We start from the raw sequence: 11,637 nt of genomic DNA on the forward strand, positions 1-11,637 counted from the left end.
CCTTTTTAGCTGTTTATTCGTACTTTCATTTCCTTGACCGACAAAAGTAGCACAAATATATTATAATAAATATATTTTGCTTAAAAATATGATATATGTTTTGATTATTATAGGAGTTGAGTTAAGTATTCACGCCTGCGCTTTTAATAATTTCGCAACCACATAGCACATTATTTACTGATTTACAGTTAAATAACTTTTTATCTAAATCTTTTCGAAAGAGAAAATGCGACTATCCAATCGCATTGTATAAGAAACAGATATAGACATATCAAATATAGTTAAAATAAAGGGAAAGTGTATTCTGTAATTCATAGTCTCTACTTCGCGATAATACACACCAAGCCAAATAATATCATATCCACAGTTGTATATGCAACAATGGTTACAAATGGATGCTTCTTCCAATTAGAATCCTTTCTTAAATTATATTCTTCAATGATTCGTTTATATCTGCCTTTATGCCAATAGTAGTAATAAATGACCGAGAAAAACGCTAAGTAAAAAACACGCCCCCAAACCTCATGAAGCAACAAAGCGTCATGCCAATAAAAGCCCAAGCACCTTAATATCCACTGAATAATGAGTATATGTATAGCCATATTGGGTATAACCATCATCATGCCTGCCAACACAGGCAATCCGTCAAAGTTATGTGACCTCATACCCATTTTGTAGGAACAGTAAAATAAATAATCATACAGAATCATAACGCTAATCATTCATAGATACAGAATTAATATAACTCAAATAACTCGGTACTGTCTTTAGGCATATAAAGAGCGATGAACTTAGATGCAGAGAAAACTCGCATATTAGGATACTGTTTCATTTGTTATTATTATCGTATTAATACCAACTCGTTTGTGCCTTTACGAATACCAAATTGCAACAGATATGAGTGATAATCTGCAGTTCCATCCTCATTTTTTTTAGAGTACCACAATAGGGCGCTGTCATGGTAATATTCAAACTCTTTATCATACTTTTCAAGTGTTACTAATCTGCCATCGGCATAGAACACCAAGTTATAATCCTCTATAGGCTGATAACCTGATTTATCCTGAGATTCACCATCTGCAACATCACTCATATGCTTTTTTTCTATATCATTCTCATCTTCATACAGCATAACAGCTAACTCATAATACTTAGGGTGTTGCAGACGTTTTAATTCATCATATTTGCCATCAATGTACAATTGGCGCAACTCGTTAAATTTAGCTACAACGCGTTGCTCTATGTCGGGAATCTCCCTTAAATCTATACAGTCGCTCCAACCTACGACTTGATAAGGAACTTTTGCCTCGAACTCTCCGCTCCACTCATAGTATGGCAGTCCCTCTTCGGGCATAACAATTGGCGGCATCTCCATAACCCAGTGCCAGCGGCGACCTTCATCTCCCGATGGCTCCATGAAATCTTTGTAGCCTATACGCATAGTAAATGGCTCCTTTTCTGTGATCAGGGTCTCATTTCTGTGTGGAATAAGTCTTACGGTAACTCTCTGTTTTCCACTCTTTAGAATAGCAGTGTTTGCTGTAATTACGGCTCCGCCAACTGCCCCTGGGTTGTAATCCTTTTGGACGCTACAGTCATTTATTCTTATATCTACTAGACACCCGCTGCTGCTATACTCTACATAGTAGACCGGTTTGCTCGTATAACTTGCCATTTGTTCCTTTAATGTTGTTCCCATATTATTCTTTTTAATTTGTCCATTGCAACCCACTGTATTAATAAACAGGCAGATGGTCAACACAATAGTTATAATAACCCTTCTGTTCATCATTATTTATTTTTAATCAGAAAAGCCAAGATAAATCTACATTATAGTAAGCGCAGTACATAAGTATAATATATAATATGACAGAGACAAACATAAACACTGCATAAATTACAGCACATCTTTTTGCCCATTTATATGCATTTTTCAGTTCCTTTTCCCATAAGGGATTATCCTTTCTTTGCTTTATCCAGGCTTTTATACTGTAATAAAGGGGGATTATGCCTATAAGGGGACACATTAGTGTCAGCGTGACAGACAAAGCCAATGCGGTAATAATTTGATTTTTTTTCGTACTCGTTTGATTGGATTTCAAGACCAAACCCAATGCAACTATTATTCCAATAATAATGAATATCATTTCCATATATCGTAAACTTTAAATTTCTATTTTTCGGGTAAATCACCATAATCCTCCCGGTCTATAGGGATTTCTCTCTTTTCTCTTTATTCGCTTCGGCGTTTCATTTTCCCATCTTAATGCTTTACGAACTAAACTGTCTGTTATAAAACGGTGCCTCTTAATATAAAAGGGATTTTTCAAAGTAGAGAGATTACTCCGGTCAAAATGCTCGAGTATAACCTCCCTGTACGACTTCTTATCCTCTTCATAAAAATAATAGACCCAAACTCCATCCCGATATCCATTTACGACATCTCCTTCCATCATCAGTGTACCGTCGACGTAGAAATCTTTATAGCGTCCTGTACCATGATGGAATGTAGTATGGTAAATAGTATCCGCACCTTTATAAACAGTGTAATCTCCATGCAACAGACCATTATCAAAGTTTACACTCTTAAAGAGGGAGTCGATTAAATCTCTGTCCTGTTCCCAGCCTCTTCCTCTGGCTACCAACTCTTTTCCTTTGAGATTACCATACTTTCTATAAATGTAGTGCCATGTGCAGCATGGCACACATTTATAGAAACAGGCCAAAATCTCCCTTGTCGTATAGGAAAATGCACGAACAGCGTCCATTGCATCAGATTCAAGAGGATATAAGCCAACTTCTCTTCTTTCACCACGAAAGTTTTCTGTGATAATATACCATCCATCAAGCGAGTCATCGTTGCCCACCTCTTCTTTTTTAAAGAACTTTATATTGGGGGGTGTTGTGATTGTTGAATCAAATACATACAACCATTCTGGTAAAATAAGCATGTCTCCACCTCCTCCTCCTGAGTGCAATTCAGGAACACATCTCCCTTCAAAGATTCTTGACCGAGTTCGGTGTCGGTTCCAATATTGGTTATACTCTTCTGAGTACGGACCTGCACAAAGCGTATCAAGCACTGTCTGGGCAGATGTTTCTTGGGCATTGCTGTAAGTGCTAAGTATCAGCAGTACTGCTATAATTATAATTCTCATGCTGTTCCTTTATTTGTTTTTAATACAATTCCAACAGTTCATCACTGCCTTGCGGCATATAAAGAGCAATAAATTTAGTAGAAAGATATTCATACTCCTCATCCATATCACTGTATGTTGCCCGTAACACTTGGTCCATTGTACCTTTACGCTGCAGATAAACCAATTTACCATTACTGCAGATTACCATCTCGTAATTCTCAATGGGTACAGCCTTCCAATCTGTAACTTGACAACTAAAACGGAAAAGTTCTTCTGGTTGTAAATAAGTCGATTCAAGATAATCTTCAGTCAAATAGTACATATCTGTCAGCACCCATGTACTGGTTAACCGCATTTTATTATATTCGTAATACTTTCCGGCAATCATCATGCCCCGAACTTTATTGTAGTGTGCCAGCACTTTTGCTTCCAAATCGGGTACTTTACGTAAGTCTTTAGCGGTATTCAGTACCTGCTTATGGTTGAACGGAAGAGTGGACTTGAAATTGATGGAATCACAATAGATAGGCAGCTTTTGCTCTCCTATATCCCTCGGTACATTCAATTCTGCTATCATATCCCGTTCGTTTCCATGCTTTTCGGGAAATAGAATCACTTTCAGATTGACCCACGTATCTGCACTGATTGTCTGCTGGGTAGTCAGTGGATATACTTCCACACTCAGAATATGTTCACCACTTCCAAACAAATGGTCATTGATAGGATAGAGCATGCTCTGCCCTTCATCTTCAGCAAAATTATACCCGAGTGGAATATCGTTCACTTTTACTACAATCCGACAACCGTTTTTATTGACTTGTACATAGTAAGCCGGATGGTGAGAATACCGGGTTACCATTACCAATTCTTGTTGAATCAGTTCTTTAAGCTTTGTTTTTTCCACTTCCGTCTCTCTTTCTGTTTTCACTTGGGCATTGCTGTTATTTCCAAATGCCATGAATAATACGATTAAGAATAAGGCTTTCATTATTTTCCAGTTATTTTTTCGGGTAAAATCACCATCATTCTCCCGGTTTATACGGTTCCCTTATCAATTTCCTTTTTTTCACTCTTTGTTACCCTCCGAATCATATCTTTCAATGGTATTCCAACCTCCGCCCTTGCGCTCGGCAACCGATTTGAGCTTGCCGTTGGCGTAATACTCCTTGCGATAGACCTCGCTATCGGCTTCGCAACGGCCCTCTTCCCGCAACTTTCCGGTATCAAAGTAGCGTTTATAGGCTCCTTCACGCTCACCGTTCTTGAAAGTATATTCCGATTTGCATTGGCCTGAACCAAAATAGAATTCCTTTGCTACTCCGTTCAATTTGCCATTGAGGTAGTTTGATGACTTTTCAGGAGTGCCGTCGGTGAAATAAGTAATCTCTTCTCCGTTCTTTTCATCATTTTTGTAAGTGATGGACTTTTCGGGCTTGCCGCCTTTACCATATTCCATCCAGACACCCTCTTTTTTGCCGTCTTTATAGCTGCTTTTGCTACGGGGCTTGCCGTCTTTCCACGTTTCGCTCCACTGACCGTCGGGCAAGCCGTTCTTATAGAAACTGATGCGGGTCACATCTCCTACGTTGCCCGACAAATGTTCAGTCCATTTGCCATCTCGCTTGCCGTCTTTATAACATTCGTCGAGCGTCAAAGTGCCGTCGCTGTCGTATCGGCGGTCATAGCCGTCTTCAACCCCCAACTTATATACTTTTTCGGTTTCCACTTTGCCGTTCGAGTGGTATGTCCGGCTCACGCCATCCACCTTGCCGTCTATAAACGTTCGCTCACTCTGCACGGTCTGTCCATCACCATAATAGCGTTTGTATAGCCCCTCCTTGCTTCCCTCTTTGTAGCGGCACTCTTCAAGCAGTTTGTTCTCCTTGAAATGTCGGTAATCGCCGTGATACATACCCTCCTTAAAGTCGGCAAGAATGTACTCCGAGTGGTAGCCGTCAATCAGGCGGTACGGGCCGTTGAGCGGGGCCTTTTCTTCATTTTTCAGGCGAAAGAGCATCCGGCCATCCCCATAGTTGATGACGGTGATTTCTTCTATCTGGTAAACTTTCTCCTGTGCCGTACCCGTGAGTACCATTGCTCCGAAAAGGAGCAGTAACATAATCTTCTTCATCTTTTTTATTGTATTACTTGAGTTTCTTTCCTTGACCGACAAAAGTAGTACAAATATATTATAAGAAATCTATTTTGCTTAAAAATATGATATTCACTTTAATTATTACAGGATTTGAGCATAGAAAAAGGCGTCCACACCTCGCCTAAACCATTCTAAAAAAGAAAATGGGGGTGTGTCAAAATGCACTTAAAGATTTCTTTTAGGCACGGATTACACGGATTTCACGGAAAAAGAAGATAAAAATCCGTGTAATCCGTGTAATCCGCGCCTAAAAATGAACAAACAGTAAGCAAGCTCTTGTTTTGACACACTCCCATTGTACAAGGAAGATATATAACCATACCCCATATAGCTAAATAAAGAAGAGCAGTTACTTTGAGAGCAATATTTTCAAATCGTTCTTACTGATGCCCATGTATTTGCAGACCTTCTGTTCGCTTATGCCGTCGGCCAGCATTTGCCGGACTGCGTTTCGGTCTCTTTCATACGCTTCCAGTCTATTGAAAACAGCATCCGTAAGAAAGTCCACTCCCTCTGAAAAGGCCTTTTCTCCTTCCGGGGTATCGAAGTCTATCGTGCAGATTTTGGCACACTCCTTATGAAGTATCAAATAGTAAATTCCTCCGATTAGGATGGCGGCAATGCTCTTTATATTGACTTTCGCCGGTTTAAACAGCGTTTCGTAATACGTTATCAAATTAAGGTTCATGATGTCTCGCGTCTCCGCCGTTCTCTTAGTGGTGTCATTGACGACTGACATTTCGTAAAGCAACAGCTTTTGCATGACGGGATTTTCGGACAAGTTCCTGAAAAGCGTCTTGAAGGTTTCGGCAAAGAACTTTTTAGGGCCCAATACATGTATGTTGGAAATGTCGATGGCGTTGTTCATCCAGAAGTCATATTGCTTGGCCAGTTTGTCATAGAGATTGTCCATCGACCCGTATCTTCTATAGAATACGTTGGCCTCTATCCCTGCGGCTTTCGTCAAGGTGCTCAGATTGACGTTGCCGAAGCCCTGTTCCGCCACAAGTCTTTCGAGTTCGGACATGACATCCGTGTCCAATTGTTCATTGGTTCGTCTGTTTCGAGTTCTTTTCTCTTCCTGCTTCATTCCTTATACTGTATTTATACCGGCTATATCCGCTTTCTATCAATGCTTTTGGTGCAAATATAGGCGTTTTACGCTTTATAAGCAATATATTGGCGATAAAGATAACGCCAATGGTGGCCTGATATTTAGATAATAGACTAATTAATTTGCTTATTTATCCTTTCAATCATACTTGTACCAAAGAAGCACATCCGTTTGGGAATGTGCTTCTTTGGCTTTTGGAATTATGCGTCATTGTCGGGGCGGTCGTTTTCGTTGCAGGGGCTTTTCTCTGTGCAAGAAGAGGGAACAGGCAAGTTTTACGGCTTAAATTGAGATACTTTGCCGTTCACGGTCACACAGCACATGACCGGCACAAGCCCGTTCTTCTTTGGGGCATTGCGCTTGAGATAAAATAAGAAATCAGCCCTTTGAAAACCATTCAAAAATCATCTGCCAGCCAGAAGAAAGTGATGGATCACCTAAACAACTATTCATCAGCCTTATTACTGCGTTCTGCGCTTAGTCTCAATTTTAATTCTTATCTTTGCCCAAAATAGCGAAGATAAGCTATAAAACGAACAATTTTAGCATTATGGAAGCATTATTGAAAGAAACCGTAGATGCAACTGTCAACTCTCGCTATCCGAGCATGACACTCGAAAGCAGAAAGATGATAGAAGAAATACTCATTCGCAAAGAAGTTGAAAAGGGTGAACTGCTCCTTAATGAAGGGCAAATCAGCCATAACATAGTGCTTGTAGGCAAAGGCATGCTACGCCAATTCTATTATAAAAGCGGAAAAGATGTGACCGAACATTTTTCTTATGAAGGTTGCATCATCATCTGCATAGAAAGTACCCTGAAGCAAGAACCCACCCGTCTCATGATTGAAGCATTGGAATCCAGTGTCGTTTATCTGTTGCCATACAACAAGTTGCTACGACTCACTGAAATATCATGGGAAATAAACATGTTCTACCGCAAGATACTGGAGTATTCACTCATCGTCTCACAAGTCAAAGCAGACTCATGGAGGTTTGAAACGGCACGCGAACGTTACAACCAGCTTATGGAGCATCAGCCGGAAGTCATCAAAAGGGCTCCTCTTTCACACATTGCATCTTACTTGCTGATGACACCGGAAACGTTGAGTCGAGTACGCTCGGGCATACTGTAATCCACACTTTTTTCAACCTTCATGCTGTTTTTGATTTATATCAAATTCTAACTCACAGGAACACCCTAACTTTGCACCATCAATATAAAGAATAAGAGCAAGATTTGGTTTTTATAAGAATAAAGATTGTTTTTTAGGAGACACTAAAAGAAAAGGTAATATCTATGACCGGATATTGCCTTTTTTTATTGCTTACGATATTCTTTAGGAGACACCCCCGTGTGATGCTTGAAGTATTTACCGAAGAATGACTGATTGGCAAAGTGCAATTCATCCGCAATCTCCTGAACACTTAACTCCGAAGACTTCAACAAAGCCTTGGCCTCCAAGATTACCAGACGATCAATCCACTCTCCTGCCGTTTTTCCACTGACCTCTCTTACTACGGTGGAAAGATGCTTGGCGGTAAGAAACATCTTGCCGGCATAGTGGGATACACTACGTTCTTCTTTATAGGATTCGGAAATAAGACGGAGAAAACGTTCAAACAATTCTTCTTTCCGGCTCTTTGGAATGCGCTCCTTTGTGGCATGCCCTTGATAAATATAATAAATTTCATAAAACAAGGACAGCAGCAAGCCCTGTGTAATCTCCATACGAAAAGGATTATCCTTTAATTTCACCCTGCTCCAAAGAAAAGAATGATAATCCTTAAACGATTGCAATTCTTCCGGAGTAATGTAAACGCAGGGACGCTCTCTAATGAGAAAGAACAAAGGCAGCAATTGCTGCATAGCAGGCTGCACCCCATCTATAAAATCTTTGGAAACAGCAATGAAGATACCCGAGAAATCCTCCGAACGCTCTCCTTGCTGAACAATCTGGTCAGGAAGTATAATACCCATCATGCCTTCGGACAACACGTATTCCTGCAAATTAATGTGCATCTTGCACCACCCTTTCAGACAGATACTGAAACAGGCAGCATTCAAACGAGTGGGATAAGGAGACAAAGGCATGTCTTTTATATCATCGAAAATGGCAAAATCATTGCCGATGAAGTCAATCATCGGCAAATGTTGTATCAAAGAGATATCTACATTCCGTATGCTTTTAGTTTCCATTGCTTCCATACTTTGCAGACAAAAATAAGACTATCTCTCGGAATATTGTTCTAAAAATCCTTAAAGAAAAGGCTAACTCATGATTTTGAACCCGATGAAGAAGGTTCGGGGCTGTGTCGGTCCATAGAAATAACCGGAATCACGTAACGTCCCTTTATCCAAGTCCTTTTGGAAGCTATTGAAAATATTCTGCATACCGGTATTCAGTTGTAACTTAATGTGATCACGAAGTACGAAGGTATAGTTCAATTTCAGGTTCAGATCCAGAAATTGAGGAGTATTCTCCATACGGTCTTTCTCTATATTCCAGAATGCACCTTCAGGAGCATCTTTAGGAGCATAGTGGGGAACAATCATCTTGCCGGTATAAGTGCCCGACAATGAAAAGTCAAAATTCTTCACCGGCGCAGACGAAAACGTGAAATAACCATAATAATCCGGGGTACGCGGCATGCGTTTGGTTGTCAAATTCACCCCATTTACTTTCGTCCAAGCTTCTTCTTGAGTATAACGACTACGCTGCGCCGTAAATCCCAACTGGAATTGGGCTTTTTTCCCATGAGCAAACTTTGCATCCAGATTAACTCCATATACACGGGCCCCATTTCCGTTACGACGTTCTTTGATAACATCACCCTGCTGATTCTTACCGATTTCCTCCAAAACAAAAACGTGCTGCAAGTCCGTATAGAAACCTTCTACAAGAATATTCGCCTGCCAATGCCCCATATAAACAATCCAATCCACAGAGCCGCTATAACTGTTGGAACGTTCCTCATGCAAGTTGTCCGCCAGCTTAATCTGTACACCTTCACCTCCCACAGCAGTAACATGCAAGTCTTCATCGTATGCCTGAGGGGCACGGAAACCGGTAGAATACGTCAAGCGCGCCTGAAAATTGTCCGCAGGCTTATAGAGCAGATTGACACGAGGACTGAAGATGAGATTGTCAATCAGATTGTGCTTATCCAGGCGGGCGCCAACCAGCATAGTGAAATAGTTCATCTTCCATTCATTCTGAACAAAAGCGCTGGCAATGCGTACATCCTGCTGCATATCACGGTGATAGCCTGTCATGATGTCATGCAAAGAGTTATCCTGATATTCCAGTCCGCCGGTAAATGTGGCAGGTGCAAAGAAACAATTATCCATATTGCCTACATACATGCCACCGACCACCCAGGTCAAATCTTTAGTCTTGCCGTATGCATTCATATCCTGCCGGGCGCCATAATAACTGTTACGGTCTGTATGCTGAATAGATCCGTAAATTGAAATCTTATGTTTATATTCTTTCCAAAACAAATCATAACTCATTCCTCCACTGTTAATGACATGTTTGGTCTGCTCTGTAATATCTGTTTCATGAGGTTGTAAATCAAATTTGTTACCCCCGCGACGAAACTCGTTAGTAGTATGGTATTCCAGATTAATACGGCTGAAATGGGTAGGCCGGTAATAGGCGCGAAAGCCAAAAGTGTTCATATTCAGTTTGCCCAATTCAGAAAAGCCGTCACCATCACGGTCGTAAGGATTACGGTTACGGTAACTTTCATAAAGAGCTATGCCATAGGAGTTATCTTTGGAAACCATTGACACGTTGCCTCCCATATATTGCTCCCAGGACTTTCCATCCATATTAGAAAACATGCTTGATACCTGAAAAGAGTTATTGACCGGATCTTTAGTGATGATATTAATTGTTCCCCCCACAGCATTGGCGCCAAACAAAGCAGAGCCACCACCGCGCACCACTTCCACACGTTCAATCATATTCACCGGAATTTGTTCCAAACCATATACACCACTCAGTGCACTGATTATAGGACGGCTGTTTATCAATATCTGAGAGTAAGGTCCCTCCAGACCATTAATACGTACTTGAGGAAAACCACAGTTCTGACAATTGTTTTCCACACGCAGTCCGGACTGATAATTCAATGTCTTGGCCAAATCAGTGGAATTAACCATCTCGAAAAGCTTCGTACTCATCACATTGACAACTACCGGAGCATCCTTACGGCTCACTTCATTGCGATTGGCAGATACCACCACTTCATCGGTAATAAAACTTTCTTCTACCATCTGAAAATGTACAACCGCAGTGAAATCCCTATTCACTTCCACCTCTTTCTCTTGTGTCTTATATCCCACAGCAGACACCCGGAGCTTGTATTTCCCTGCCGGAAGCTTGCGGAATTCAAATTGTCCCTCTTCATTGGACACTGTTCCCTGCCCGGTTCCTACAATCAAAACTGTGGCATAGGGTATATTTTCTTCTGTTCCTTTCCCAATCACATGACCGGAAATCATATTGCCTTCCTTAATAGGATTTACGGCATACACTACGCCTGCGCCCAGTATAACAAATACCAACGCCAATATATAATGTTTCATCAAACCAATGTTTTTTTGATTATAAAATAATTGCTTGTCTCATCTTCACCAACTATAAAGCGGCGATTTACTACTACCAAAGCGTTGCTTTAATGCCGATAAAGCAATGCTTTAACACTAATAAAGTAACGCTTTAATGCTAATAAAGCAGCACTTTATTTACGATAAAGAGAAATAAAGTTTCTTATCGCTGACAATGAGATACTTATATTTTCCGAATATCCATAGAATATCGGACATCTCGAATCTGTCTTTATGAAAGCAAAAAGGAGGGAGGAGCGCGAAGAGAAAGTGTCCGTATGACCTCCCCTTTTACCGTAGGGGTTGCCGGAGCTGATTTAAGCACTGCTTGCAAGGCACGCATGGGATGCCGGTCTTCATATACGTCAACTCCCGAAGAACAGAAATTTGACAAATACCCGATAACGACTAATGAGGTCTTGGAATGCGAGTGAGTACCATGAAACGGATGCGAATGAGCTACCAGCACTCCGTTAATGTAGTGAACGTGGGTAAAAGCCGTTATGCTTGCCTGATACATTATAAATAATGCCAGCAAGCATAAAGCCCCTATGATTTTCTTTTCTTGCCTCACGTTCAAAAAGCTCATATTACGAATTTGAGGCGCAAAG

11 protein-coding genes and 1 pseudogene are annotated in these 11,637 nt (G+C 40.7%); 1 reads left to right on the forward strand and 11 read right to left on the reverse strand.

Going from position 1 to position 11,637, the window contains the following annotated elements; genetic code table 11:
* Positions 1–320: 320 nt before the first annotated feature.
* From bfi1 to BACHE_RS17855, 8 genes and pseudogenes are all read right to left on the reverse strand, one after another.
* Complete coding sequence (gene bfi1, locus BACHE_RS13570; RefSeq protein ID WP_013548280.1) at positions 321–722, reverse strand: Bfi1 family immunity protein; 402 nt, start codon at positions 720–722, stop codon at positions 321–323.
* Between the two features lie 119 nt (positions 723–841).
* Positions 842–1,699, reverse strand: coding sequence for a hypothetical protein (locus BACHE_RS13575; RefSeq protein ID WP_148229857.1), 858 nt, complete (start codon positions 1,697–1,699; stop codon positions 842–844).
* A gap of 106 nt (positions 1,700–1,805) precedes the next feature.
* Complete coding sequence (locus BACHE_RS13580) at positions 1,806–2,153, reverse strand: hypothetical protein (protein WP_013548283.1); 348 nt, start codon at positions 2,151–2,153, stop codon at positions 1,806–1,808.
* Positions 2,154–2,189: 36 nt separating this feature from the next.
* The gene (locus BACHE_RS13585; protein ID WP_013548284.1) at positions 2,190–3,158 is read right to left on the reverse strand and encodes a toxin-antitoxin system YwqK family antitoxin; all 969 of its coding nucleotides are present in this window, start codon (positions 3,156–3,158) and stop codon (positions 2,190–2,192) included.
* A gap of 19 nt (positions 3,159–3,177) precedes the next feature.
* Positions 3,178–4,098 (reverse strand): hypothetical protein, encoded by a 921-nt coding sequence (locus BACHE_RS13590; protein WP_245530892.1) that lies wholly within the window; start codon positions 4,096–4,098, stop codon positions 3,178–3,180.
* A gap of 108 nt (positions 4,099–4,206) precedes the next feature.
* On the reverse strand, positions 4,207–5,271 hold the full coding sequence (locus tag BACHE_RS13595; RefSeq protein WP_041579429.1) for a toxin-antitoxin system YwqK family antitoxin: 1,065 nt from the start codon (positions 5,269–5,271) through the stop codon (positions 4,207–4,209).
* A 373-nt stretch (positions 5,272–5,644) separates the two neighbouring features.
* Positions 5,645–6,385, reverse strand: a complete 741-nt coding sequence (locus BACHE_RS13600) for a TetR/AcrR family transcriptional regulator (RefSeq protein ID WP_013548287.1) — start codon at positions 6,383–6,385, stop codon at positions 5,645–5,647.
* 308 nt (positions 6,386–6,693) lie between these two features.
* Positions 6,694–6,810, reverse strand: a pseudogene (locus BACHE_RS17855) (Arm DNA-binding domain-containing protein); the annotation flags it as partial.
* Between the two features lie 149 nt (positions 6,811–6,959).
* On the opposite strand from BACHE_RS17855, the gene BACHE_RS13605 reads away from it, so the two are divergent.
* Complete coding sequence (locus BACHE_RS13605; protein ID WP_013548288.1) at positions 6,960–7,544, forward strand: Crp/Fnr family transcriptional regulator; 585 nt, start codon at positions 6,960–6,962, stop codon at positions 7,542–7,544.
* Positions 7,545–7,729: 185 nt separating this feature from the next.
* Here BACHE_RS13605 and BACHE_RS13610 read toward each other — a convergent pair whose 3' ends face one another.
* The 3 genes from BACHE_RS13610 to BACHE_RS17150 all read right to left on the reverse strand — a co-directional run bounded on the left by BACHE_RS13610 (position 7,730) and on the right by BACHE_RS17150 (position 11,615).
* Positions 7,730–8,608 (reverse strand): helix-turn-helix domain-containing protein, encoded by an 879-nt coding sequence (locus BACHE_RS13610; RefSeq protein WP_013548289.1) that lies wholly within the window; start codon positions 8,606–8,608, stop codon positions 7,730–7,732.
* A gap of 72 nt (positions 8,609–8,680) precedes the next feature.
* Positions 8,681–11,005: a TonB-dependent receptor gene (locus BACHE_RS13615; protein WP_013548290.1), complete on the reverse strand. Its 2,325-nt coding sequence runs from the start codon at positions 11,003–11,005 to the stop codon at positions 8,681–8,683.
* 253 nt (positions 11,006–11,258) lie between these two features.
* The gene (locus tag BACHE_RS17150) at positions 11,259–11,615 is read right to left on the reverse strand and encodes a hypothetical protein (RefSeq protein ID WP_013548291.1); all 357 of its coding nucleotides are present in this window, start codon (positions 11,613–11,615) and stop codon (positions 11,259–11,261) included.
* Between the last annotated feature and the right edge of the window lie 22 nt (positions 11,616–11,637).

Origin of the sequence: Bacteroides helcogenes P 36-108, from assembly GCF_000186225.1 — a bacterium.
GTDB classification, from domain to species: domain Bacteria; phylum Bacteroidota; class Bacteroidia; order Bacteroidales; family Bacteroidaceae; genus Bacteroides; species Bacteroides helcogenes.

What these genes read in the sequence shown, in the direction of transcription:
- BACHE_RS13615 (WP_013548290.1), bottom strand. Translation starts at nt 11,005, where the DNA reads ATGAAACATTATATATTGGCGTTGGTATTTGTTATACTGGGCGCAGGC.
- BACHE_RS17150 (WP_013548291.1), bottom strand. Translation starts at nt 11,615, where the DNA reads ATGAGCTTTTTGAACGTGAGGCAAGAAAAGAAAATCATAGGGGCTTTA.
- BACHE_RS13600 (WP_013548287.1), bottom strand. Translation starts at nt 6,385, where the DNA reads ATGAAGCAGGAAGAGAAAAGAACTCGAAACAGACGAACCAATGAACAA.
- bfi1 (WP_013548280.1), bottom strand. Translation starts at nt 722, where the DNA reads ATGATTAGCGTTATGATTCTGTATGATTATTTATTTTACTGTTCCTAC.
- BACHE_RS13580 (WP_013548283.1), bottom strand. Translation starts at nt 2,153, where the DNA reads ATGGAAATGATATTCATTATTATTGGAATAATAGTTGCATTGGGTTTG.
- BACHE_RS13585 (WP_013548284.1), bottom strand. Translation starts at nt 3,158, where the DNA reads ATGAGAATTATAATTATAGCAGTACTGCTGATACTTAGCACTTACAGC.
- BACHE_RS13575 (WP_148229857.1), bottom strand. Translation starts at nt 1,699, where the DNA reads ATGGGAACAACATTAAAGGAACAAATGGCAAGTTATACGAGCAAACCG.
- BACHE_RS13610 (WP_013548289.1), bottom strand. Translation starts at nt 8,608, where the DNA reads ATGGAAACTAAAAGCATACGGAATGTAGATATCTCTTTGATACAACAT.
- BACHE_RS13595 (WP_041579429.1), bottom strand. Translation starts at nt 5,271, where the DNA reads ATGAAGAAGATTATGTTACTGCTCCTTTTCGGAGCAATGGTACTCACG.
- BACHE_RS13590 (WP_245530892.1), bottom strand. Translation starts at nt 4,098, where the DNA reads ATGGCATTTGGAAATAACAGCAATGCCCAAGTGAAAACAGAAAGAGAG.
- BACHE_RS13605 (WP_013548288.1), top strand. Translation starts at nt 6,960, where the DNA reads ATGGAAGCATTATTGAAAGAAACCGTAGATGCAACTGTCAACTCTCGC.